General features: G+C 35.7%; 16 protein-coding genes. 6 read left to right on the forward strand and 10 right to left on the reverse strand.

Features of this window, described 5'->3' with window-relative positions; translation table 11 throughout:
- Positions 1 to 509: 509 nt before the first annotated feature.
- Both RINTHH_RS01220 and RINTHH_RS01225 read right to left on the reverse strand, forming a co-directional pair.
- On the reverse strand, positions 510 to 1,838 hold the full coding sequence (locus RINTHH_RS01220; RefSeq protein WP_044304335.1) for a TIGR03279 family radical SAM protein: 1,329 nt from the start codon (positions 1,836 to 1,838) through the stop codon (positions 510 to 512).
- Positions 1,839 to 2,128: 290 nt separating this feature from the next.
- Positions 2,129 to 3,073, reverse strand: a complete 945-nt coding sequence (locus tag RINTHH_RS01225; RefSeq protein WP_008231860.1) for an undecaprenyl-diphosphate phosphatase — start codon at positions 3,071 to 3,073, stop codon at positions 2,129 to 2,131.
- Between the two features lie 341 nt (positions 3,074 to 3,414).
- On the opposite strand from RINTHH_RS01225, the gene RINTHH_RS01230 reads away from it, so the two are divergent.
- From RINTHH_RS01230 to nadB, 3 genes are all read left to right on the forward strand, one after another.
- Positions 3,415 to 4,200, forward strand: a complete 786-nt coding sequence (locus RINTHH_RS01230) for a DUF3120 domain-containing protein (protein WP_008231861.1) — start codon at positions 3,415 to 3,417, stop codon at positions 4,198 to 4,200.
- 977 nt (positions 4,201 to 5,177) lie between these two features.
- A complete protein-coding gene (psbU, locus tag RINTHH_RS01235; RefSeq protein WP_008231862.1) occupies positions 5,178 to 5,615 on the forward strand; it encodes a photosystem II complex extrinsic protein PsbU in 438 nt (145 codons plus the stop codon).
- 804 nt (positions 5,616 to 6,419) lie between these two features.
- Positions 6,420 to 8,096, forward strand: a complete 1,677-nt coding sequence (nadB, locus tag RINTHH_RS01240) for an L-aspartate oxidase (RefSeq protein WP_008231864.1) — start codon at positions 6,420 to 6,422, stop codon at positions 8,094 to 8,096.
- 49 nt (positions 8,097 to 8,145) lie between these two features.
- On the opposite strand, the gene RINTHH_RS01245 is transcribed toward nadB, so the two are convergent.
- The 5 genes from RINTHH_RS01245 to RINTHH_RS01265 form a co-directional block, all read right to left on the reverse strand.
- Positions 8,146 to 8,430: a hypothetical protein gene (locus RINTHH_RS01245; RefSeq protein WP_155943875.1), complete on the reverse strand. Its 285-nt coding sequence runs from the start codon at positions 8,428 to 8,430 to the stop codon at positions 8,146 to 8,148.
- 2,010 nt (positions 8,431 to 10,440) lie between these two features.
- On the reverse strand, positions 10,441 to 12,639 hold the full coding sequence (locus tag RINTHH_RS01250) for a CHASE2 domain-containing protein (RefSeq protein WP_008231868.1): 2,199 nt from the start codon (positions 12,637 to 12,639) through the stop codon (positions 10,441 to 10,443).
- Positions 12,640 to 12,865: 226 nt separating this feature from the next.
- On the reverse strand, positions 12,866 to 13,834 hold the full coding sequence (locus tag RINTHH_RS01255; RefSeq protein WP_008231870.1) for a vitamin K epoxide reductase family protein: 969 nt from the start codon (positions 13,832 to 13,834) through the stop codon (positions 12,866 to 12,868).
- 84 nt (positions 13,835 to 13,918) lie between these two features.
- On the reverse strand, positions 13,919 to 14,782 hold the full coding sequence (gene btpA / locus RINTHH_RS01260; RefSeq protein ID WP_008231872.1) for a photosystem I biogenesis protein BtpA: 864 nt from the start codon (positions 14,780 to 14,782) through the stop codon (positions 13,919 to 13,921).
- A gap of 215 nt (positions 14,783 to 14,997) precedes the next feature.
- Positions 14,998 to 15,234: a hypothetical protein gene (locus RINTHH_RS01265; RefSeq protein ID WP_008231881.1), complete on the reverse strand. Its 237-nt coding sequence runs from the start codon at positions 15,232 to 15,234 to the stop codon at positions 14,998 to 15,000.
- Between the two features lie 366 nt (positions 15,235 to 15,600).
- On the opposite strand from RINTHH_RS01265, the gene rimO reads away from it, so the two are divergent.
- The 3 genes from rimO to RINTHH_RS01280 all read left to right on the forward strand — a co-directional run bounded on the left by rimO (position 15,601) and on the right by RINTHH_RS01280 (position 20,460).
- Entirely contained in the window at positions 15,601 to 16,923 is a 1,323-nt protein-coding gene (gene rimO, locus RINTHH_RS01270; protein WP_008231883.1) for a 30S ribosomal protein S12 methylthiotransferase RimO, read from the forward strand.
- 61 nt (positions 16,924 to 16,984) lie between these two features.
- A complete protein-coding gene (locus tag RINTHH_RS01275; RefSeq protein WP_008231885.1) occupies positions 16,985 to 18,484 on the forward strand; it encodes a DEAD/DEAH box helicase in 1,500 nt (499 codons plus the stop codon).
- Between the two features lie 1,181 nt (positions 18,485 to 19,665).
- On the forward strand, positions 19,666 to 20,460 hold the full coding sequence (locus RINTHH_RS01280; protein WP_008231887.1) for an inositol monophosphatase family protein: 795 nt from the start codon (positions 19,666 to 19,668) through the stop codon (positions 20,458 to 20,460).
- Positions 20,461 to 20,478: 18 nt separating this feature from the next.
- Here the strand turns inward: RINTHH_RS01280 and RINTHH_RS01285 are convergent, their stop codons facing one another.
- The 3 genes from RINTHH_RS01285 to RINTHH_RS01295 form a co-directional block, all read right to left on the reverse strand.
- On the reverse strand, positions 20,479 to 22,206 hold the full coding sequence (locus tag RINTHH_RS01285; protein ID WP_044304337.1) for a sensor histidine kinase: 1,728 nt from the start codon (positions 22,204 to 22,206) through the stop codon (positions 20,479 to 20,481).
- An 831-nt stretch (positions 22,207 to 23,037) separates the two neighbouring features.
- Positions 23,038 to 24,300, reverse strand: coding sequence for a methionine adenosyltransferase (gene metK / locus RINTHH_RS01290; RefSeq protein ID WP_008231890.1), 1,263 nt, complete (start codon positions 24,298 to 24,300; stop codon positions 23,038 to 23,040).
- 303 nt (positions 24,301 to 24,603) lie between these two features.
- On the reverse strand, positions 24,604 to 25,608 hold the full coding sequence (locus RINTHH_RS01295) for a phosphoribulokinase (RefSeq protein ID WP_008231892.1): 1,005 nt from the start codon (positions 25,606 to 25,608) through the stop codon (positions 24,604 to 24,606).
- Positions 25,609 to 26,323 lie beyond the last annotated feature (715 nt).

Here is a 26,323-nt window from a genome sequence, read left to right on the forward strand (position 1 = left end):
TACTTGGATTTTATTCGGGTTGTCATTCCAGAAGCATTTTAGGAAGTATGCCAAGTATTATCAAATAAAAAAAGGATATTTTTTAGGTTGAAGAATATGATCAATCCTTAGTTAATCCCGCACGAGCTAAGCTGCATTGTTCTGTAAGGTAAAAAATAATGTGAAGACATGCAAGAAACCCCCACAAAAATCGATTGCCAATGATGAAGTTATTATGAGGAGTTAGAATAAACAAAACACTGAAGATTTTGTAGAAACTATAGTTATCGAGAAATATGCTAATTGAATGTTGGAGATGATTGATGAACTTTAATAAAAATTATGTGAATAACAAGGGCTAAATGTATTCAAAAAATTTTATGGCTAAAATATAAACCGAATTACCACATATCGATTGTAATATTCTGGTAGGGGATGTTTATTTATATGGTTTCAATGGATTTTTAAATTAAGAAATTATTGAAATTGTATAAAATAGCATGTAAGCAAATTTGACCAGTTGATATTTATTATGTTTTTAAGGGAAAAATACAAGTTCTCACTAGTTCTTCTGCCCCTGCAACTGGAAATATTGGTTTGCCCAACTGCTGTGATACTTCTTCAAGCTTAATATCATCTAAAAAGACAAACTCTTCATGTTTTAGCATTATTGCTGGTATTATAACTCCATCTCCCAGATTATGTCCTCTCAACTTGGTAATTAAGTCATAACCAGTGAGCAGACCTGTGACAGTAATATTTTGTCCCCAGTAATCACTTGATAAGGGACACATATTTATATTCAACCCTGAAACTGAATTCAACCGCTCCAGTATTGGTTGGAAAACCCTTTCAACAGCATTCCCTACTACCCAAGTCAGCTCGTGGGGTGGGACTTTCTTTGGGAGCAGGCGATCAGCAACATTCATAAATTGCTTGATAAATAAACGAATTGAGCCAACACCATTATCAATTTGGGGATAGTATTCATACTCTGATTCACACGGTAAGTCCTCACCAGCAATCAAGAACCATTCATCTGCAAGCCAAACAAAAGTAGAACCTAAATTTTGGCGAAATTCTTGCTGTAATATTTGCACTTGTTCAATCACTTCTAGAGCTTTTTTTTCAGTTACAGGTATTAATTCATCTTCTTGTGGCCGAAATCTAGTTAATCCAACTGGAACAACTGCAACTGAAGCCACTGTAGGTACTTCACCTATGTGGAAAGATGCCAGATCACGGAGGGTTTGCTCTAAGTGGACACCATCATTTATACCAGGACAAATAACTACTTGTGCATGTATTTGCAACCTCCTATCCTGAAACCATTTCAGTTGTGACATAATCCTACCTGCACGGGGATTTTTTAACAACTTGGTACGTATTTCTCCCTCTGTAGCATGGACAGAAACATATAAAGGAGACAAACGAATTTGTTCTATTCGCTGCCATTCTCTGTCAGACAAATTGGTCAAGGTTAGATATGAGCCATACAAGAAACTTAATCGATAATCATCATCTTTAAGATATAGGTTTTCTCTCTTTCCCGGGGGTTGTTGGTCTATGAAACAAAAGGGACAACTATTATTACATTGAATCAAGCCATCGAATAAAGCAGTCTCGAATTCTAATCCCAGGCCTTCATCATATTCCTTCTCAATTTCTACATGGTATATTTTACCTGCTACATCTAGCACTTTTATTTCCAGAAACTCATCTGCACAGAGAAATTGATAATCAATTAAATCCCTTAGATTTATTCCATTGATACTAATAATGGCATCACCAGAGGCGAGTTCTACCTCAGCGGCAATTGAATCTGGTAATACTTTCGAAATACGGGCAGGATAAACCATGGTTAAATAAAAATAGAGATATAGTAAGTAAATTTGTAAGAGCAAATATTGCAGTGAGAAAATCTTATGGGCTCTGATTTTACTTTGCTCTGTCTGACAAGGATAAAATAAAACATAGGCATATTTCCTGTCTCATAGAAAAATATTTCCTTAAAAAATTAGGAAAATATCGTGCACAGTAAAGCCAGTTTAATGTTTAACATTATAGGCCAACATATTGTTTCATTCTTTTTACTAGTCTCTACTTTTTTGCTCTATTTTTAAACTTTAATTAGTCAATCATTGTAATATTATTGCATACCAATCATACCTAAAAGTACTAAGCCAAATACTAGCCTGTACCATACAAATACCCATATGCTTGTAGTTTGAAGAAAACGTAGTAACCAGTCAATAGCTAGATAAGAAAAGATTGCTGATGAAATTACTCCAGCAAGGACGGTAGTAATCCCCATATTTCCGATACCAGTAGTTAATAAGTCCTTCAGTTCTACTAATCCGGCTAAAGTAATCGCAGGGATTCCTAGTAGGAAAGAAAAACGAGCAGCAGTTTCTCTCGTTAAACCAATTAATAATCCACCAGTTAGAGTCAAACCTGAACGAGAAGAACCAGGAATTAAGGCTAAAGCTTGAGCTAGACCAACTAAAATGCCATCATTTATGCTTAATTCACATAAGTTGCGCTTTTGCTCACCAATTTTCTCGGCCAAGCCCATTAATAAAGACATGAAAATAGATGTGGTTGCAATGACTGCCATACTTCGTAAATTTGAATTATAAAACTGTGAGAAGAAATATTTAACCAATAATCCAAAGAAGACGATAGGAAGGTTACCAATAATAATCCCTATGACAATTCGGAGGTTATTATCTTGGTAATCAGAACAACTAAGAGCTTTCCTTGCTCCTGTGATTACTTCTAATAAAAAAACCCAGAAATACGACACAACAGCAACAATGCTACCCAGCTGAATCACGGCAGTGAATGTTATACCCGGATCACCCCACCCCATTATAACTGGTACTACCTTTAAATGAGCAGTACTACTAATGGGTAAAAACTCTGTTGCCCCTTGTACGAAACCCAGAAAGGCACCTTGCCAAAAATTTATTTGAGGAGTGCTAGCAGTTTCATTTACTTGACTGAGAACAGGGGTAGGCATTGTTACTGCCAGAGATAAAATGACAGATGTTACTGTTAAAAATAAAAATAATTGACTTTTCGATAGAACCATTTATTTACTACTCTCAAAGACCAAAGAATTTTATACTACTCTTGTAGAAATAACTTTTTAAGTACATATGTATTTTTTTGTGTAAATATTATGCATTTGGATATATAGCATTTGGATATATAGTTTATTAATTTTAAGAAATCACTAACCACTATTTTCACAATGTAAATAAGCCGCAGTATAATAAATACAATGTAATTATATTTATTATACTTGCAAGCTAATTGGAGTTATTTTTACTCACTACTAAAACTTTTTCATTTGCGATAACGTATTTTCCAGGTAATGTAAAATTCCCGTATCAGTAAAGAGACTTCCCTCCTCTGGGAGGATTTTTTACCATGTATGGTATCTTAAATCAAATAACAAATATTCATATTCAGAAAGTTTTGGTTAATAACACCTTATCCTCCTATGTTCCTGGTAAATCTTCTAAGACAACCATTGAAATCCATCAAACCACCAAATTACCATGGTGGGATAAATTTACTTGCCAAACCTGGTTAGTTTTTGGGTTAGCAGTCTTTCTTGTATCTGTACCTGTTTTTATCCAGGCTCCCCTAGTACGAATATTACCTTGGTTGAGTTTAGGATTAACAGTTTTTTGGGTGTGGTTAAGCGTTTCATTAATGTCACATCCAAAAACACATATTTGGGGTGATATTTTATATGGATTTAGCTGGAGTTGGTTAGCCGGCGGAATTTACTGGGGTTGGTTACGTTGGGAACCCCTATGGCATTTGCCGGTGGAAGCAATTGGTCTCCCATTTGCAGTTGTATGCTTGAGCAAAAATTGGGCAAAAGTCGGCAGCTGGTTTTATTTAGGGTCCTTATTGGGCACAGTTATTACAGATGTTTATTTCTATATTGCTGACCTAATGTCTTATTGGCGTCAAATCATGCGAGTAGAACCAGAATCCATCGCACCAATTTTACGACAAGCACTATTCCAAATACAACAGACTCCTGTAAATATAGGGTGGGCTTTGATCCTTGGTTTAACTTTACTGGTAGTAGGGATACTCCCTCTTCACTATAGTAAGGAACATTGGTATGCTTTCAGTGGAGCAGTTTTAAGTACTATTTTAGTAGATAGCCTTTTTTTACTAGCTGCAATTATAGCCTAATTTACATCAGTCTTTACATTTACAGCCTTTTCAAAGGTTCATCTATAAAATTCTTTCCAATACCAGTGTTAAGTTTAGCACCTTAACACAGTTTGAAGCTAAAATACTAGGAACGGTTTTAGGTTTATAAGTAAATTGTTTAAAGGTAGTTGTACTTTAAACACCAAATGCTAGGCTTTATAGAGTATTTAAGGTTGCAGAGAATGCTTAATTTATCTTATTACTTTGAGTTTAAGTAACTTAATTAGGAAAAACAGTCAAAAATATGATTTCGATATATTATAAAATATACAAGGTTTAATAGGGATAAAAATTACTATTAATGAAATAATATCACGTTAGTCTTTATAAGTTTTTCTACTGATTTATCCAGGTATAGCTTTTGAGTGAGTTTAAGTACATTAAACAAAGCCTCACAAGTCAAATTGCATACTTGCTTGTAATGCTTAGTTATTCCTATTGTACATTTAATTCTTAAGGTTTTCCTTTAAGGACTAGCATTATTGAATAGTGACTGTACTTTTTGAATCAAATGGAAGTCTTAATACTCAATTGCTTATTAATGGGTTCACTGAGCTGATTTGGGATTAACAATATCATATTTGCTTGAATAACTAATAAAAAAATTTACCGATCAACAACTTTATTCTTGGACCAAACAAGTTTTACATTGACTAATGCAAAACTGTAGTAAAGAAGAATCCTAAAAAATTATTGAGGTCTGGTTATTCACATGCCGGATATTTAGTTAATAGTAGACAAATTACATATCATTGGTTTACTTATGGGAGAATATTTGTAATTCTATAATTTGGCTTTTAAAATTTCCCAGGCATTGATTTTCATGCCATAGCGAATAATTATTTATAAAAGATAGGTTGATGGGGCTAATATTCTAACCTACTATGCATGATGGTGGGTCTAGTAGTGTTAACAGAGAATCTGAACTTTAATTTGATAGAAAGAGGCAGAAAATAGTGAAGTACTTAACGCGTTTATTAATAGTATTTAGCTTGCAAGTGGTTTGTTTTGGGTGGTTCTTCACGTCTCAGTTAGCTCATGCTGCTAATTCCCAGAGCTTAACTTTGCCAACAGTCTCCATCTTAGGGGTTGAAGTTGGAAGATTAAGGAATCGAGCTGATGAGACTTTAGCAGATGTATACGGGGATAAAATTGACCTGAATAATACTAATGTTCGGGCTTTCCAAAACTACCGGGGACTTTATCCTACTCTCGCAAGCAAGGTGATTAAGAATGCTCCTTATAAAAAGGTAGAGGATGTATTGAAAATTAAGGGATTAGGTGAACATCAAATACAACTTCTCCAAGATAATTTAAATAATTTCACGGTTAACGAACCAGAATCTCTCTTTAATGAAGGAGATGATCGTATTAACCCTGGTATTTATAGATAAATAGTAATTAGTCACTAATCTCATGGAACTAATTGTATCTCATTCTCATTTTACTAGGAGAGTGAGATATTTTTTGTAAAATGTGAGTAAATATCTAGTATTGATAAATAAAATCGAATTCAGAATGAATTTTAAGATTAAAAAACTCACTTGATAGACAAATAGAAAATCAAATACACTAAATATTCTATAGAGTTTGGGATATTTAAAAGGTCTTATAAACAAACAATTACTTGATAACAATAACTACTCCCATACCAATTATTGTAAAACTGGTATGAGAGTAGTTAAAACTAACTTGGCTCATATAATTCTTCCTATTTAGTGGGCTTATAGTAATATTGGGCTATTGCTTTGTCTATTTACGTTAACCCATTTTCTGAATCAGGTCTCAGCATAATTACAAAATTTATCAAATTTATTTAACTTTTGCTTTATTAAACTATTCAATGTAAAACAATAAAGTTTAATTCTATGCAGGTCAAAGGGGTGTGCTAGAAATATCGAATTTTAAATCATACCTTTTCCACTATCTACCTAAGTTAGAGTAAATATATTGGGTAATGAACAAGGATGGGAATTGAACAATCAGACTAGGAAAATACTAAACATTCAATAAAGACTTAACCAGGCGGTAATGATATGGGTACTGAAACTTTCTTGAACTAAGGCTTGTCTATCTGCAAAAATCAGATACTAATTATCAATAGTCAATTATTTCCAAGACAGTATTCCCGGAAAGCAGGTTACACAGTAGGATTAATGATAGTGATTTGATTTAACCCTTCTCTTCTATATCATACCTTGGCTGAAACAGATATTCCCCAACAATTTGATGTTCTTGTAGTTGGTGCTGGTGCGGCTGGTTTATATACGGCTTTATGCATTCCTAACCATCTACAAGTTGGCTTGATTACCAAGGAAACTATGTCCTTATCTGCGAGCGATTGGGCGCAGGGTGGTATTGCAGCTGCGATTGCTCCTGGAGATTCTCCCAGCTTGCATATTGAAGATACCCTGAAAGCAGGTGCCGGTTTATGTGATCATACTGCTGTTGAGTTTCTTGCTCAAAATGCTCCTAGCTGTATTCAATCCCTAGTTAACTTAGGGGTAGATTTCGATCAACACCATGGTAATTTAGCACTAACCCTAGAAGCTGCTCATTCCCGCCATCGGGTTCTTCATGCAGCAGATACTACTGGTAGAAAAGTAATTACTGCTCTTACTACTAAAATTTTGCAATCTCAGAATATTAAGGTGATTAGAAGGGCTTTAGCTCTAGATATCTGGCTGTCTCCAAACACACAATACTGTCAAGGAATTAGCTTATTCTATCAAAACCAGATTCATTGGATTCAAGCTAGTGCAGTCATTTTAGCCACGGGTGGGGGAGGTCAAGTATTTGCCCAAACTACTAATCCTGTAGTTAGTACAGGGGATGGTGTTGCTCTTGCATGGCGTGCAGGAGCTATACTCAGGGACTTGGAATTTATACAGTTTCACCCCACAGCTTTAAATAAACCAGGTAGTGATCGCTTTCTAATTAGTGAAGCTGTACGAGGTGAAGGAGCTCACCTAATTGATAATACAGGAAGACGTTTTGCATTTGATTACCATAAAGATGGGGAATTGGCTCCTAGGGATGTGTTGAGTCGGGCCATTTTCAATCACCTACAATACATATCTTCGGAACCAACTACTGCCCATGTTTTCCTGGATATGCGTACCATATCTCCTGAAAGAGTTCGTTACCGTTTCCCCAATATTATTCGAGTTTGTCAGCGTTGGGGTATTGATATCTTTTCTGAGCCCATTCCTGTGGCACCTGCAGCTCATTATTGGATGGGGGGAATTGCTACGGATTTGAAAAACCAAACGAATATCCCTGGATTGTACATTGTTGGTGAAACTGCAAGTACAGGAGTTCACGGAGCTAATCGTCTTGCAAGTAATTCCTTGCTGGAATGTATTGTGTTTGGAGCACGAATGGCCCATCTCAAGTTAACTCAACTACCTGTATCTTATATTTCCACGCCTATGACCAAGAAGTTAAATCTCTCTGAAAAACAATGGCAAATACAACAGGATCAAATAAATACAATACGCCAAAATTTGCCAATTCTTGTTTGGCAAAGTGCTGGTATTTGTCGTCAACAGCGAGGACTATATGATGCCATTTCAACCATCCAATCTTGGCGACAGTCTTTTGCTAATCTAACTTTAAGCCAATGTTTATTCAACCTTAAATATCAAGAGACAATTAACCTATCTATCCCATCTATGGGAAGTCGATTCAAATTGTGGGCTGAAACCCGTAATTTATTAGATATAGCTTACTTGATTGTTAATAGCGCCATTTTCAGAACTGAAAGTCGTGGGGGGCACTATCGTACTGATCACCCCTACAGCAAGGATTCTTGGTTGGTACATACCTTAATTAAAAGAGAAAAATGGTGGAAATCACCCCCAATAAAAGATTAAATTCTACTGATGATCATTAAACACAATAAAATCTTTAATGAAATTACTATTAACGAGTACCACTACCATGCCAACTATCAGGAGCACCGTAGTTCTGGGGATTATATTCACAATTCAATGGTGCTTGCCAACCATGATATTTAATATTCCGCCCGTTTATTACTAAATGAGCAGATATATTCTGGGAGAGATTATGAGCCTTATTTTCACAGGTGGCTTGTAAGTCCCTTAAAATATTTGTTGTTTCGATAATAGTTGGTAGAATAAAGGACAAAAATACAGAGAACACCATAAAACTCGTAATTTTGCAGCCGCGAACTACTATCCTCTTCATAAATCGTATTTGTCTCTAGTTAAAGTCAAATCTCTTATCCTATCAACAATTTATATTTCTACTTTCCATGCTAACTAAGTAACTTTATTCTGTATTTGGGCATTTACCAGAATTAGACTTGATGGCAAATATATTAGATTTCCTTATTTCACAAACCCTATGGTCAAATTTATATCATCCTAAAATCATATGTTAATTTTTTTACTCACAAAACAATTTTTGTTTACATAAATCCTGTATATCATCTGTACTACAGTAATTACGGTAGGATGCCAGGACGACTTACGAACAACAACTTGGCAGCAAACAACCACATCAGTTGTTTATTTTGGTGTTCATTGTTCAAGATTTGTTTTAGTTAAGTTCTAGTAGAGAAGATATATAAATGTCAAGTTAATATAATCTTTTGAACGGAAATAATTAATCTTGGGTTATAGAAGTAAAGACTACCAAGACGAATAATATATTTGAATTAATATTTATTGGCATCATATTCAACTACCAGGTTATATTATAAGTGCCTCTCCTCATGATGGAATAGGAGACTTAAAGCTTATCAAAAATTGCAGTTTTGGGATTATCAACCCAATTATGAGAAGTTATATCAATCAATCTCCATCAAGTTTATTTTAAGACTAAATGTAAATCACTAGTAAAATAAGGATTTGAATTCAAACCTAAACTTTGAATTTGGTAAACTTAAATAAATAGTTTGTACAAGAGAGTAAATAATTATCTTGATGTTTGACAAGAAAACCCAATGGTATAAAAGATTGACCATGAATTATCTTTGTAACTATTAATAGACTAGTGATGTTTTGTAGTCACTCCATTGAAAAATAATTACTATTATCTTTGCATTTTGGGAATGATAAACTTAACCAGCTAGAACATCATTGTATTTTCAATAATATGGCTATTATCTTATTTTATCTTGTTAAGTGCGAAGTTGTTAACTGCCTAGATCAATCCATAAAACAGTATAATATTCAAGTGATTCTTATTGATTTTTGACTGGATAGCTAACTATTATCAACCAAATTATTGAAATTGACTATATTATAATAGTTTTAGGTCTGAAGGGATTCAGAGTGAATAATGACCGCAAGTATCAACCCCATAAAACAAAGCATAATTCCAAATCCCAACTGACAGAACCCAGGAATATTATTTCATCCCTTTAAGTGCTTAGGGACTTTATTCATTACGGATATTTTAATACTGATTAATTGGTAATAATAATAGTTTGTATATTTATAAATACTGATAGTAATATTGGGGAAGAAGGGATAGTAAACAATATAAAGTAAGTAATCACATGAGGATAATACCAAATATTGGGTAAGAATTGAAATCAGAACAATCAGGCAATAGGGAACCATACTGAAAATGAAACCCTCTCACGCCAGATTAGCAAGTTTCTGTACTATATTTTAATGAAAAGCTACTATATGCTCTACCTGAAATCGTTTGGGAATAATATACAATAAATGTTTGCAGTGTCCCTAAGACTAATGGTCTAAACCAGACACTGTTCTACAGTGTCTAGCACTACTCTCAATACTCAAATTAATTATTATTAAATGTATATACTGCAAATAATTTCTTATAGTACTTTTTCAAATCAAGAACCTGTTGGATAACAACCTAGCAAATATTTGACTCAATAGAAACTTCAAATAATCATTTTTAGTAATTATACAACTAAGCTTTTAATTCTCCTCTAAGGGCATATTAAGTCATAACGGAATATAATTTTTGTTTGGAAGCTGCACAGAGATAAATTTGCTACTGTAATTGAGTTGAGATTTAAAAGCTTATATATTCAATAAAATCCTTAAAGGAAATAATTAATATCAGCTCAATTTCTCCTCAGTCCCTGGTCTTTTCTTTATCTGATTAATTGATTTTCTATATTTTTATTTTTTCCCATAAACTCTATTACCGATAATCAGTGTGCGCTTTCAGTATTTCCTTTATCATCCATTTATAATTGCTGAAATCTAAAAATTAAGCAAACCTGAAACAGTTTTTACCAGATCTTTTTGCGTGATACATTGCTGCATCCGCTTGTCGAATCATAATATCTGCATTTCTGCTATTATTAGGATATATGCTAATACCTATGCTTGCAGAAATATTAGCGATATTCGTACCCAGAAGAATAGGTTCACTCAAGGTGCATAGAACCTTCTTAGAAATTGCACTAATTATTTCCATATCTGGAATTCCACTTAGTATAATTGTAAACTCATCACCACCTAAGCGGGCAACAGTATCACTATTACGTAAGATATTATTAAGGCGCTCGGCAACAGTTACTAAAAGACGATCACCCATTTCATGACCAAGGGTATCATTTACTTGTTTAAAACCATCCAGATCAATGAATAATAAACCAAGCAAAGAATTATTATGCTCGGACCATTCTAGGGATTCTTGAAGCTTTTCAAGGAAATATTTCCGGTTAGGGAGTCCAGTTAAAGGATCATTGTAAGCCAGGTAACGGAGATAATCTTCTTGGATTTTTAATTCATGATTAGAGCGAACTAACTCTTCTGCCTTACGTTTTAGATGTTCTTCTCTTAGTTTACTATCAGTAATATCACGTATGAGTACAATTAGAAATAAATTACCAGCCCCATCCTTATGGAGTGATCTCTTTGTCGCAATTATATGAGTCTGACCAGTAGCATTAGTAAACTCTTCCTCCTGCTCCTGTGTATATTGATTTTTAAAGACTAACTTATCTTGTAATCTAAATCTATCTGCTTGTTGTTTTGGGAAAAAATCATATTCTGATTTTTCCAATAAATCTATTTTGGGATGCCCTATTAATTTACAATAAGCATCATTAATAACAATCCACTGATGCCTTTCATTTTTCACAAAAATTGGATCGGGAATAGTATTGATTAGCTCATCTAAAAACTCCTTAGAACGTTTTAAACCTTCTTGTATTTGAGTTGTTTGATATGTGATGGCAATTGCAGAGCCACAAAAAGTTAGGAGGCATGGTAATACAGGCAACCATAAACCATTTAAAAATAAAATATAAGTACTGCCCATTAATAGGATACAAGAAGAAAATGTTCTAAATACGCTAGTTCCAAGGTTTTGCACCTGCCAAATTGTAATAGCTCCTAAGTAAGCCCATGCATAAATCCATAACCATTCAACAGATTCAGGCCAAACTCTGAGTAAGGTTTTTTCCTTGTATGCAGCAGAAATTAATTCATCAATGAAATAAGCTTGTAACTCTACCCCACTGATACTTTCACCCTTATTTTTAAATATACTGGTGTTTGGATTAGGTACAAAGCCTTGAATACTACTCGCTGTAGAACCGATTAAGACAATTTTATTTTTAAACCACTTACTTGGAATTTCTTTATCTAATACATTCTGCAATGATATTTGGCGGAAGTTGCAATTGCTAGATGTGTTGTTAACACAACTGATACTTGACAAATTAGACAAAATTTGGTATCCCCTATTGTCTTCTCTGATATAACTTCCATCATTTGCTTGAAACCGATGAAATATTGCTTGACCAAGCTGTATAGGTTGATTCCTTCCTAATTGAGATGGTCTAATATTATCTTCTGCTAAATATAATTTTGCTAACTTGAAAGCAAAACTATCATGAACTCGACCATTGACATGCCAGTACAATGAGTTGCGACGAACTTTACCATCAACATCAAAAAGAAGATTATTAAAACCAACTTGATGCCTTTGCTTAAGCAAAGGTGGTGGTAAAACCCGAATACTTTGTTGGGTTGCTAGTAGTTCAATACCTACTAGATTCGGTGTTGATTGATAGACTTTTTGTAGTTCATGATTACCAGGCTGTATGGGAAAATCTCGGTACAAATGTAAACCTATTGCTCGGGGTTGGCAGGCTTTTATTTTTTCAATTAAATTTGCTAATACCCCATCAGGAATAGGCCAATAACCAATATCTCGTAACGAATTTTCGTCGATGGCTATAATTGTGACCCTATCTTCTGATATTTGTGCCGGTCGCAGATGAAAAAATTGATCTAATAAAGTAAGCTCTACATGTTGTAATGTCCCCAAAGAACGTAAACTAAAAGTACACACTGCCATACAGGAAGCGGTAACCAGCTCTCTTTTTCTGCCTATTAATGATTGTCTTATATACAACCACAATCTCAATAAAGTATGACTTAGATGCTTACTCATTCCCATTACTTGGTTAAGAGTAGGATTGTTATTGGGTGATAATGGTGATCAACTAATTGTGAGTTTCTAAGACTAGAAATGATAACTTCTCCCTACTAATTGTGAGTTTCTAAGACTAGAAATGATAACTTCTCCCTACTAATTATGTCCACATACTTGAATTAAGGGGGCCCATTTATTGGCAATTAACAAGTCAGCAACACACCTTATTGGAAGCCTATAAAAACTATTTGAAATAGTCAGGATAATTTTTGAATTTCCTTGGTCCTTGATAATCAGATACATCAGCTAGTCTTTTTAATGGCTGTACATTGGGGTAAAGCTTACCGTTGATTTCCCAAGTTGGAAAACCTTCAATTTTAGCTGCTTGACATAAAGTAGGTGCGGCATTCTTACCTTGGGGATCACACTCGATTATATCTAACTTTTCTGTGGCTTCTTTCCCGAATAATTGCTTTTGTTCATGACAATGGGGACACCACCAGGCTGAGTATTTTTTAGCACCAATTCTTGTCAGATGAACAGCTAATTCCAATTCTGATTCTTCGGAAGTAGTTGTAACCTCCCAGCCTATACCTCGATTGGGCTTTCCTATAGGCGCGGGTGTAGAATGAAGGCTAATGGTTGGACTACTCACATTTGCATGTACAGCAATGGTGCCAACAACAGTTATCATGCCTACTATGATAGTGGTGAAGAAAATTTGCCCAACATCTTCCCAGGTACGCCCAACAACTGTAAGTGCGAATATACTTACAGAGAATAGGGCAGAAGCAATACAGTAGAAGCAAAGGGCCTGGATTTTAAATATCAGCAGATATATAAGGTATCCACTAAAGATAGTCATAGCAGTGGCACCAGCAAGAAGTATCAACCAGGTCAAATCATCTATTTTCTGATTTTGCTGCTTGTTAGTGTCTGATTTAAGTATTAGAGGAATAACGGCACAGACTAACATGCATGTATAGGCTAGAAAGCCAAACAAAGCTAGTGGCTTACCAAAAACCATAGCCCAGGGGCTAGAGAGTACATCATTACAGTTATTGACACTAGTTTGGATGAGGCAAGCTGCTTGCTTTCCATTTAATTTTTCATAGGTGAGATATGCGGTTGTTAATGTACCACAGGTAGTTATGGCAGCGATTATCAATCGTGACCATTTATAAATCCAGGGATTAGAGCGTCGGCGAGTCATACAAATTTGATGAAGAAAGTATTATCTTATGATTGGTAATTGGTAGTTTTTAATACCATATGTGTCTTGCAATCCATTACCTGATTAATGATTACGTAACGAAGAGTGCAACTTGAATGAGGAATTCGAGTTAATATTTTCTGAAGAATTCCAACTTTGGTGTGCTACTTCAGTAAATTGATGAACACGATTAGGGTCAATGGGTAGTTCACGGCAACCATGACGTTTCAAAGAGCTAGAGACTATTACACCATCTGCCACTTGCATCAGTTCAGCAATATTTTCCCAACTTGCCCCACTACCAATCAATACAGGTGTTTCTTTTGCTGCGCTAGAGGCTAACTCTAAATCTTCCTGTGTTGGAGGGCTGCCTGTGGCCCACCCGGATATGATAACTGCATCAGCCAATCCCCGCTCTATGGTATCTTTTACTGCATTGGTAATATTCATTGTTCCCAGAGGAAGAGCATGCTTTACTAAAACATCAGCCATAATTTTGACATCACTTCCTAACTCCCGACGATAACGTAGCAGTTGATTAGCTTCCCCTTCAATCAATCCCTGGTCTGTTACCATTACACTATTGAAAATATTGACACGGATGAACTGTGCTTTCACACAACTAGCAATTGCTAATGCACTTTGAGCATCATTCCGTAAAACATTTATGCCAATAGGAATGGTGACTAGATTTTGAATCTTTTGTACAACTATAGTCATTGCACTCACGACTGCTGGATCAACTTGGTTTTTTGTAAACGGTGCATCAAAAAAATTCTCCACAATAATGCCATCGATTCCACCACTGGCTAAAGCTGTTGCTTCTTGCTCTGCACGATCAATCACAGCTTTGAGGCTACCTCCCCAGCGGGGTGAGGTAGGAAGTGGTAGCAGATGAACCACTCCAATCACTGGTGTCTTGGTTTTAAGTAATTGATATAAATCCACGTCTTTAAAAAACTATGGGGAAGAATGCATGATTTTAAATTTGTATCAATAATTGGCATTCATTAATACTGTAGTTTAGTATCCTAAGTTATTCTAGAAACCTCTTGCAGTTTGTTAATTAATGCCTATCTCCTGTAACCGTAATTTTGATCTTCCCATCCAAAAATTTTTATGTTATTTGCTTGATAGCCTCTCTTCTAATCTAGGATTAAATTTCACTTCAAAGGCTCATAGTGTATGTTAAGATTTAATGTGGCCACTAAGAGGAGTTTACCACTCACAATAAGGGAAAACCAAGGGTTATGGGTTATAGGGCCCTGACCTGGGACATAATCCCAAGTCTGATCAGATCTGTATGGTTTTACTAATGCCTTTGGTGTCGTTGCATTAGCACGCTGTCCTGAGGATTGCAACTTCTCTACACATGCCACTGGCACTTGGCAAACAGCCAAAATGTTCCATGTGACTAGTTAATTTAGCCACTTGGGATGATTTGGTAAAGGTTCTCACAAGTGTCCAACCTAGGCTGCTTCCCACAGGGTAGATTAAAAATGCAAGTGCTGCGGTAATATAGAATACCAACAGCAACAAGAACACTGGCAAAGTATCTCTATTTTACCTGAGATATTTTAATTATTCTCTCTAATAAAGGTTCGTATCTATATGAATATAGATCAGTTCTCCTTGCTGTTACAAATGCTAAGGGCAAGGATTGGGGGTTGAGTGGGTCTGGACTGAAACCAAGTTTCCCAAAAGTCAATGACTGTCAACAATGACTAAGTAATTATGATGAAAAGCGAAAAATAAATTTTTTGAATATGGGTGATAAGCCAACAATTGCCATTTCTCACCTGGGTTGTGAAAAAAATCGCATTGATACAGAACACATGCTAGGTTTACTAGCAGAGGCTGGATATTACGTAGATGACAATGAATATTTAGCAGATTATGTGATTGTTAATACTTGTAGCTTTATTGAATTAGCAAGGGAGGAATCTGTCAAGACTTTGGTGGAATTGGCAGAAGCTAATAAGAAAATCATTATTGCTGGCTGCATGGCGCAGCATTTTCAGGAGCAGTTATTAGAGGAGTTACCGGAAGTACTTGCATTAGTTGGTACTGGAGACTACCAGAAGATAGTTCAAGTTATTGAAAGGGTAGAACAGGGAGAGCGGTTCAAAGAAATTAGTCATCAACCTATTTATATTGCTGATGAAAATGTTCCTCGTTATCGGACTACTACGGAAGGTGTTGCTTATTTAAGGGTGGCTGAAGGATGTGATTACAGTTGTGCATTTTGTATAATCCCTCATTTACGAGGTAAACAGCGATCGCGGACAATTGAATCTATTGTCACTGAGGCAGAACAACTGGCTGCTCAAGGGGTACAAGAAATAGTTCTAATATCCCAAATCACGACCAATTATGGTTTAGATATTTATGGGAAACCTCAATTAGCAGAGTTATTACGGGCATTAGGACAAGTAGATTTACCGTGGATTCGAATGCATTACGCTTATCCTACAGGACTAACCCCAGATGTTTTGGCTGCCATTAGGGAAACATCCAATGTTTTAACCTATTTGGATTTGCCTTTACAACATTCTCACCCAGATATCCTACGGGCAATGAATCGTCCCTGGCAAGGGCAGGTGAGTGACTCAGTAATTCGGAAAATAAAAACATTAATGCCAGAAGCGGTTTTACGAACAACCTTTATTGTGGGTTTTCCGGGAGAAACAGAACTACATTTTCAGCATTTGTTGCAATTTATCCATAATCATCAATTTGACCATGTTGGTGTATTTACTTTTTCTCCTGAAGAGGGGACAGCTGCTTACAATCTACCTAATCAATTGTCCCAAGAAGTTATGGAGCAGCGACGGGACACTTTAATGAAATTGCAACAGCCGATTTCTCTACGTCGAAATCTTCAAGAAGTAGGTAAAGTCGTGGATGTTTTGATTGAACAGGAAAATCCGCAAACCGGTTGTTTTCTTGGCCGTTCTGGCAGATTTGCTCCAGAAGTTGATGGACTGGTATATGTCCAAGGTGATGATATTAGATTGGGAACAATTGTGAAAGTGTTAATTGAGAGGGCGGATGTATATGATCTATATGGTCGATTAGTTCAGAACTAATTCATTCGCAGGTCAATCAAACTTTCTAGTCTAAATTTTATTAAATGTATTAGGAGAGTTAATGAACCCTTTGTTTCAAGAATTAGGTATTTCCCAAGAGCGTGCTGAGCAACTGGAAAAATTGGGTTTTACTGAACCTACAAATATTCAAAAGCAAGCAATTCCTCATTTGCTTGATGGGCGTGATGTGGTTGGACAATCCCAAACTGGTACGGGTAAAACGGCGGCATTTTCCCTGCCAATATTAGAACGCTTAGATATAGCACAAAGAACGGTACAGGCTTTAATTTTAGCTCCTACAAGAGAACTAGCGATCCAAGTCCATAGTGCTATTTGTAACTTTGTTGGCAAGCAAAGATTAAGAGTATTGGCAACTTATGGTGGTCAGTCTATTGACCGCCAAATTGTACAACTTAAAAGGGGAGTACATATAGTTGTAGGTACTCCGGGAAGAGTAATTGATTTATTAGAAAGAGGCTGCCTTAAATTAGATGATGTCAAGTGGTTTGTTTTAGATGAAGCTGATGAGATGTTAAGCATGGGCTTTATTGATGATGTGGAGAAAATTCTATCCCAAGCACCCAAAACAAGGCAGACAGCTTTGTTCTCTGCAACTATGCCCCCTTCTATTCGTCAGTTGGTGAACAATTTTTTGAATTCACCTGTGACAGTAACTGTACAACAGCCTAAAGCAGCACCTAACAAAATCAACCAGTTGGCATATCTAATTCCTCGTCATTGGACTAAGGCAAGAGCTCTACAACCAATTCTGGAAATGGAAGATCCAGAAACAGCGATCATTTTTGTGCGTACTCGTCGAACAGCAGCAGAATTAACTAACCAATTACAAAATGCTGGCCATAGTGTGGATGAGTATCATGGTGATTTGTCTCAACAAGCAAGAGAAAGGTTACTAAAAAGGTTCCGTAGTCGACAGGTGCGTTGGGTTGTAGCTACAGATATTGCTGCTCGGGGATTGGATGTGAGTGAGCTTTCCCATGTAATTAACTTTGATCTTCCCGATAGTCAGGAAACCTATGTACATAGAATTGGTCGTACTGGCAGGGCTGGAAATGAAGGAACTGCTATTGCTTTAGTACAACCATTTGAACGCCGTAAACAGCAATCCTTAGAACGTCATGTTCGTCAAAGTTGGCAAGTGCTATCAATTCCTACCCGTGCACAAATCGAAGCACGGCAACTAGAAAAGTTACAAATTCAGGTTCGTGACACTCTTACTGGGGAGAGATTAGCATCATTTTTACCTATTGTCAGTGAATTGAGTGAACAATACGATGCTCATGCCATTGCAGCTGCGGCTTTACAAATGGCTTATGATCAAACCCGTCCGTCTTGGTTAGAAACTGAAGAAATTCCTGAAGAGCAATTTAACAAACCAAAATTACGCACTAGTAGTCGTACTTCAGGCGGACGTCATCGTTCTTCTGGAGATGGAGATAAAAGAACATCCAATAGTTCTAAACCTAAGCTGAAAACATCTTGTCGCGAAGCATCTATTTCTCCTAGCAATAATTCAGATTCTAACAATACAAACGATTAAGAAAGCAGACAAGGTCTGTATAATCGTGATTTATTTGGATTGACCAGGCTTAAGTACTTTCAAGGTTTGTAAGACAAAAAGTGATTTTGGGGTAATAAACCGACAAATGGGTTCCTATATAGGAAATATCATTTGTTAAGTTAGTAAATATGTAAGTGTATTTACTAACTTGTATAAATCCCCAAAATAGTTATGGATTACATTAGCCAACTCTTCCTTCAACTCTTTCATTAATGAGATAAAATTAGACTAAACTCAGATTAAAAGGCTGTATACAGTCCTCTAGATCCATAATTTTTAGATTAGCAAACTATATAGTATTAAAGTGAGTCAATAAATTTATAAGGAAGAAGACGTGGATTTATCCTCAACAACAAAGTAGATTTTACGACAATCAGGTCCAACTATTTTCCGAAAATATTTGAATAAACAATATTATCTAAACCTTGGGGTTATTGTTAACATTCAAATGTCGACATACTAAGCAGACCAAAACAGCAAATTTATTTGCCCAGCCAGCAAATATTAAGACTAAAAATATAAACACTAGGATTTTTCGAGTTTGACTCTTTATTTACTAAAAGATGATCTATTCCTAGTTCTAGTAACTAGGAATTACATGGTTACGAACTGACTCAATAACTGAATAGTATGAGCATCTTGTTTGATATTTAATCATGATAGAGGACTTGATTTCTAAAAAGGGAAAAATTGCTTTGCAATAGAATGTATCATTTTAATATAAGGGTCAATAGTATATTTGACATTAATATTTGCTAGAAAAGTAAATATTACAACCTAAAGATAAAATGAAATAACCGAACTAATTTACAAATATTTAGGAAGCAAATTTTAGAGAGTTATCATTGCTATTTGGAAATGGAGCGATTCTGTAAAGATCCTAAGACAGTAAATTTTAACCCCAGATATACTAAAGCATTAAATGTGTTCATTAGTAGAAAATAAGGTTTTAGACTGGGAAAATTTTTGTTTTGTTTTTTATGGGTAAAGATTAATGTATGCCATGAAATTATTCACTAACTTAGCTTTGAACTTGATATTTCTTAAACCTCAGTGAGAACCAGTATTTTGGGTATGAATTTCATATCATAATTTCTTATATAACAACCGACTTGGCTTTATTGTTCAGTCGTTAAAGCTTCTGGTAAAAAATAATCATTATGACAGACTTTTGGACAACGGTGCTGGAATTTTCCCAAACTACTACTGTCAGAGTGGGGAAACAGTTAATACAGGATTTTGGGCAAGTAAAAGCTGTGCAAAAAGCTGATGGAAGTTTAGTTACTCAAGCTGACCAATGGGCAGACAGAGAAATTAGGGATGCAATCACTGTAAATTTTCCTGGTCATGGGATCCTCACCGAAGAAGGAAAACAAGTATTTCCTGGTACTGAATGGTGCTGGGTTATAGATCCTCTTGATGGGACAACCAACTTTATTAGAGGTTTACCTATATGGTCGATCTCTTTAGGTCTGTTGTATAAGGGGATACCTGTTTTTGGCTATGTGTACTTGCCAATATTAAGTGAGACATTTCATGGTTTTTGGTCGGGTAAATATGGTTTAAAGGTGCCTACGGGGGCATTTCGCAATAATCACCCAATACAGACTAGCAATGATGATCCTAGCCATAATCATTTTTTTAATTTGTGTTCCCGTAGTACTAGAATAATACAAACAAATTTCCCTTGCAAAATTCGCATGCTGGGTGCAGCTAGCTATAATTTCCTCACTGTTGCCAATGGTGCTGTCTTGGGCTGTATGGAAGCAACTTCAAAAGTATGGGATATTGCAGCCTCTTGGACAATTGTTAGGGCTGCAGGCGGAACTTGGGTGTCTCTTGGTTCTGAACCATTTCCTTTATCTTCAGGGATTGATTATAGTGACCGTTCTTTTCCTTCCTTAGTAGTTGGCCGTAAAGAATTAATATCCGTGTTTACACCATTTTTGTCATGAAGATGCTAAAAGGTACAATTATTTGAGTTCTTCAATACAAAGTGGTAAAGAAACTGTAAAAGTAGAACCAAATCCTATCTGACTTTCCACAGTAATATCACCCTTCATCATATGACAAAAATCACGACTGATTGCTAAACCTAAACCCGTACCACCATATTTTTTGGTGGTAGAGGCATCGCCCTGTGTGAAAGGCTGAAATAGCCTTTCCTGCTGCTTATCAGACATCCCAATTCCTGTATCACTGACAATAAAGTTAATCATTTTTCTCGATGTATCATCAGATTCATCCGTTTTATCGAAATTTACTATTAGACTAACTTTACCTTTAGATGTGAATTTGGCAGCATTACTTAGTAAATTTAAGAGCACTTGTCGGAGCCTTGTTTGATCAGTATGCATTGTTCCCAATTGAGAGTCGTAATCTAACTCTAAAGAATTACCATTTTTATCAATTGCTGATTTAACTGTTGAAACTAGATTATTAATTAAATTTTTGACCTCAAATGTCTCTGGATACAGAGTCATTTCTCCAGCTTCAATTTTGGATAAATCGAGAATATCGTTGATTAGATCATATAGGTGCTTACCGGCAGAATTGATGGTTTCAAGATCGGTAGCAAAATCTTCAGATAGTCCTAAATCTGTAGCATCATCCTGTAATAATTGACTTAAGCCAATGACTGCATTTAATGGTGTACGTAATTCATGACTAACATTGGCTAAAAATAGGCTTTTAGCTTTACTTGCAGCTTCAGCCTCCTCTTTGGCTTGTTGTAATTCCTTTGTCCTTTGAGATACTCTTTCAATGAGACGATTGAGGGATTTGGCTAATAAACCAATTTCATCATCAGTAGTTATAGGTGCACGTAAATCAAAGTTAGACTTTTTTGCTACTTGTTCAGCAATTAGGGTTACAGTAATTACTGGTTCTGCAATTGCCCTAGAAGTCCTCCAAGCAACTACTGCTGCTATTGCAACAGATAACAGCATGCTCAAAATGGAAATTAACCTCTCCACAGATTTTGCTTGGTCTAATTCCCTAGCTCTTTCTCCTTGGCGGGACTCAGCACTTTTTAAAATGTATGCTAATTCTTTGGATAAGAGTTCCAATTGCATAGCAGTACTACCACCCACGACTTTCAATAGTTTCTGCTGCTGTTGTGAAATACGGGAGGATTCAGATAGCTTATTTCTTACTTCATCTAATACCATATTGATTTGGCTGAAATAGCTTTCCAAATTTTGGTCATAGTCTTCCAACAAGTTTCTTAGATCTAGTTGACTTGTAACTAAATCCCAAGAATAATGGTCAATGAATTGAATCAGTTTTGGCTGTAACTGCTCTGCCATTTCTATGTGATGGAAGAAAGCGTTTTTCTTTTTCTGAAGTCTATCTGGATATTTAATAACCGAAGCTAGGTTAGAACTATGTAACTGTACTCCAGCTATAGCCTTTTGATAACTAGTTAGTAGCTGTGTCTGCGTTTGGGCACGCTGAAAATCTCTAATTTCTTGCCCTCTGTATAAATTAGCGACTAGAAACCCTGTCAGAGAACCAAAAAATCCAATACCAATGGCTAAGAAATAACCGTAACCAATCTTTTGGTGGATACGCCAAGAACTAGCCTTCAACTTCCGACTAGATGGAAATTCTATGGTCGGGAATTCATCAGTTGAAGTATTTTCCAGCATGTTCTGATATTCTAAATTGTTTTCAATGTTGGTTGGCTTTTGAGTTAGCATCCCTCCGAGTTTATTTGCTCCCCACAAAATTTACTATGTTCTTACTAACTGATAGAGTCAGTTTTACTCCTAATTAAGAAACTATAATAAACCAAATTTATTTGGTTTATTATAGTTTGTATTCACATCATAGTGACAATAAATCTCTAATTAATATATAAATAATTTAGTTAATAATAATTTTCCATGAAGATTATATGCCATGATCATTTTGCAACTGATGAAGTTATAATTGCTAGTTATTATATTGGTGGATAATAAGTAATTCAAAAGCGAGTTTTAAATCAGAACTAGTAAACTTAATTCTAATGATAAGGGTATTCATATGCCAATAAATACTCTAAACTCTAATTACTATTAAATTCTTACCTATATCAATATCATATACTAGAGGCCTTAAATACATTTCAAATTGGGGGGGTAGTAAAAGTCTTAAACTCACTTAGATATGAAGGGAAACTGAAGGTTGAAAGTGGTATTAAGCTGAAGGAATACAGATAAATATTAACCTACATATAGGGTTAAGTAAGGAGAATAGATTGAAATGTATAACCCAAAACAGCGTCTTTCCGGCTAGTATAAAACAAGTCTCAAAAAAAGATTTATTTTATTAATTCATATAGGCTAATTTCTCTCTATCATTCTCTCGAGTCTACAGAAAGCTTTTTTTGATAGTGTGTGAGGAAGAATTTTAGTATGTTTCTAATCAACAAGGCCTCCAATCATTTACATAATGTTTGGAGGTGGGATATCCTTGATTAGCATTACTATCATTAAAATAAGTTAGTAGATAATTACCTCTTTAATTTAATGATAGTTAGTTAGAAATCACTAAAAAATGGCAGTAGGCTGTTTTTGATTGGCAGAGGAGTTTAATGATTCGGCTTTATCTATCTGTTCCCAAGGTAAATCCAAATCATTTCGCCCAAAATGACCATAAGCTGCAACGTCCTGATAAAAACGTCCGCCTCTTTCACTAGGCATATTACGTAAATTAAATTCATGGATGATTCCTGCGGGACGTAGTTCAAAGTTTTCTTGAACTAATTCAAGTAATACTTGATTATTGACCTTGCCAGTACCAAAAGTTTCCACTAATATGCTGACTGGCTTTGCCACACCAATAGCATAACTCAGCTGAATCTCACACTTTTCTGCTAATCTGGCTGCTACAATATTTTTGGCTGCATAGCGGCAAGCATAAGCGGCAGAACGGTCTACTTTTGTGGGGTCCTTGCCGGAGAAAGCCCCACCACCATGACGAGAATAGCCTCCATAGGTGTCAACAATAATCTTCCTACCAGTTAGGCCAGCATCTCCTTGAGGACCACCAACTACAAATTTACCAGTGGGGTTGACAAAGTAACGTGTTTTTGAATCTGGCTGAATCTCCAGATCACTAAATATGGGTTCAACAACCTTAGACCATAAGTCTTTCTTTATTTTGGCCTGTACCTCTGCGTCGTTTGTAATATTCTCAATACTTTGAGTATGCTGGGAGGAAATCAAAATAGTATCAATGCTGATAGGTTTCCCATTTTTATAAGCTACGGAAACTTGAGTTTTACCATCGGGACGCAAATAATTCAACTCACCAGTTTTACGGACTACTGCCAACCGGCGTGCAATGCGATGAGCTAAACTAATACTTAGAGGCATCATTTCTGGGGTTTCATTGCAAGCGAAACCAAACATAATACCTTGGTCGCCAGCACCAATTTTATCGAATATTTCATTACTCGAATCTTGGCGGGTTTCATAAGCACTATTTACACCTTGAGCAATGTCAGGAGACTGTTGGTCTAAAGCAACTAAGATACTGGCACTATTGGCAGAAAATCCGTTATCGGAATCTATATAACCGATTTCAGCAATTTTTCTGCGGGCTATATCAATATAGTTAACATTTGCTTTGGTAGTAATTTCACCGGTAATTAAAACTAAACCAGTATTAACTACTACTTCTGCAGCAACTCGGCTGTTAGGATCTTGTGCCAGAAGACTATCAAGAATGCTATCAGATATTTGATCACAAACCTTATCCGGGTGTCCTTCAGTTACGGATTCGGAGGTAAATAGATAGCGACTAGACAAAATTCGATTCCTCCATCAAAAATATTTGGCGGCTAAATAGTCACATATAACTCAACACATTTTAATCTGGAATTCAGTCATAAAAAATCCTATAAAAACGACAATTGCAATATTGAATGTAATAATGTGGTACTCTGGAAAAGACTTTATGGTATTGTAAGTCCCTAGGTTTGCTTGAGTTTTGACCAGCTAACTGTTAACATTCCATATTAGTTTAAACTCAATTATTGTTCTATAATATTAGGACATAAAAAAGGGTACCTAATAAATAAGTACCCCCATAGGTAATAAAGTTTTTAAGCCTTATGCTTTTACTGCTAACTTAGCTTCTTGAGACGTTAGTTGCTCGTATGTAGAGCGCATTTTTAAGCCTGTAAGTACCTGAAAAAGACCTGTGCCATTGTTAGAACCAGGATATTCTCGGTGTTTCAGTAATAAATGCGTCATTTCACCTTGGTACTTAGTAGATGTATTACTGAGATGGTTTTCTATGTAAATTACCTCCTCTAGATTGTCAAACTGACCATCAACCTCTAAAACTGATACGTAGCTTCCATAGTATACGTCAGAGCCATAATACATTTGCATACCAGGGTAAGAACAAGTAAGTTTTCGACCACAGGGAGTCCATTGAATTGTTGATCCTTGGTCAAACAAGTATACTGGTTCAAATCTTTCTTTATCTTCCCTTTGCAGTATTCTTACTCTCAATACTTTACGTTCTGCATCATCTTTAATTAAATTTGTGGGTAATACTTGGATTACCACATCTGCAAACTCCCTTTGTGGTTCTACATACTTCTGGAAGTCTGGCTTGCGGGAGTTAATTGCTGCAAGTATATCATTGTAATGATGGCCTCTTTCTGCCATGTCGCGCTGGATCTTCCAGGCTATTTTTACTTCATCACTAATATCCAAGTAAACACTAAAGTCTAATAATTCTCTTAACCGCTCGTCGTATAAGGGATGCAGCCCTTCAAGCACGACAATATGGTTAGGTTCAATTCTCTCCGGCAGATCGATTGTGCCGGTTTCATGATTGTAAATGGGTTTATCAATCCCCTGATTATTTTTGAGCATCTTGATTTGCTCATACATCAGATCAAAATTATTTGCCCTAGGGTCTAATGCTGTAATTCCAGTCTCTTTACGCTGCTTACGATCTAGGCAGTGGTAGTCGTCTAGACAGATAACAGTCATTAACCCTTCACCAAATAAATCCATGAGACGACGCAGGAAGGTAGATTTCCCACAACCTGAGTCCCCAGCTACCCCTATCAGTACAACTCTTTCCAGAGTGTTTTTCATATTATCTCCTCATTAAGAACATTAAAGAAAACGAGTTACAGCTAATGTAAGAACTCGCACCTTTGCCTTTAGTGGGATGTCGCTCTTGAATCAATATTTTTTACAAACAGCAGTTTTATTAGCAAGGGTGTTAACCCCATTTGCTTATTCCGCGTTCAGTCTAACCAGCAGCAGTAACTATAATCATATTGAGCAAATAAATTCTGAGTGGTATTATCTACTCGCCATTGCTATAATTAGTCCATGATGGTTTAAGTTAAGTATTTAATCCCAGTAATACATTGGATTTTAGCAGAAGGGGTTATTCTATACAAGGCATTGTTGGTTATGACATTTAGTTTGTATTTATGTAAGTATAAAATAATTACAATGACTGCCAAATTACCTCTCCAACTAATGGGTTGTAATGATCCCAAAAGGGTTTAACTTATATTAATAGTTGTTAAATTTAATTGTTTACTCTTATTTATTAGTATTATTCCTTGATTTATACTAGATATTTAGTATGTTTTACTCCATTAATAATTAAGAATGAATGAACCCCTATAGCAAGCCTGAATAAATAGAACTAATTCTCCTCTAAAAATTAGGTAATGGGGTCGACAATAAAAATATTTTTTAGACTGCGATAAGATTACAATCATACCAACAGTCAATACCATAACTTAATGTTAATGGCATTATTCTAACTTTCTCTTCTATCAGGGTATTAATA

Source organism: Richelia intracellularis HH01 (genome assembly GCF_000350105.1).
In the GTDB taxonomy this organism is placed as follows: Bacteria; Cyanobacteriota; Cyanobacteriia; order Cyanobacteriales; family Nostocaceae; genus Richelia; species Richelia intracellularis.

What these genes read in the sequence shown, in the direction of transcription:
- RINTHH_RS01275 (WP_008231885.1), top strand. Translation starts at nt 16,985, where the DNA reads ATGAACCCTTTGTTTCAAGAATTAGGTATTTCCCAAGAGCGTGCTGAG.
- RINTHH_RS01280 (WP_008231887.1), top strand. Translation starts at nt 19,666, where the DNA reads ATGACAGACTTTTGGACAACGGTGCTGGAATTTTCCCAAACTACTACT.
- RINTHH_RS01225 (WP_008231860.1), bottom strand. Translation starts at nt 3,073, where the DNA reads ATGGTTCTATCGAAAAGTCAATTATTTTTATTTTTAACAGTAACATCT.
- RINTHH_RS01220 (WP_044304335.1), bottom strand. Translation starts at nt 1,838, where the DNA reads ATGGTTTATCCTGCCCGTATTTCGAAAGTATTACCAGATTCAATTGCC.
- RINTHH_RS01255 (WP_008231870.1), bottom strand. Translation starts at nt 13,834, where the DNA reads ATGACTCGCCGACGCTCTAATCCCTGGATTTATAAATGGTCACGATTG.
- RINTHH_RS01230 (WP_008231861.1), top strand. Translation starts at nt 3,415, where the DNA reads ATGTATGGTATCTTAAATCAAATAACAAATATTCATATTCAGAAAGTT.
- RINTHH_RS01295 (WP_008231892.1), bottom strand. Translation starts at nt 25,608, where the DNA reads ATGAAAAACACTCTGGAAAGAGTTGTACTGATAGGGGTAGCTGGGGAC.
- rimO (WP_008231883.1), top strand. Translation starts at nt 15,601, where the DNA reads ATGGGTGATAAGCCAACAATTGCCATTTCTCACCTGGGTTGTGAAAAA.
- RINTHH_RS01285 (WP_044304337.1), bottom strand. Translation starts at nt 22,206, where the DNA reads ATGCTAACTCAAAAGCCAACCAACATTGAAAACAATTTAGAATATCAG.
- RINTHH_RS01250 (WP_008231868.1), bottom strand. Translation starts at nt 12,639, where the DNA reads ATGAGTAAGCATCTAAGTCATACTTTATTGAGATTGTGGTTGTATATA.
- RINTHH_RS01245 (WP_155943875.1), bottom strand. Translation starts at nt 8,430, where the DNA reads ATGAAGAGGATAGTAGTTCGCGGCTGCAAAATTACGAGTTTTATGGTG.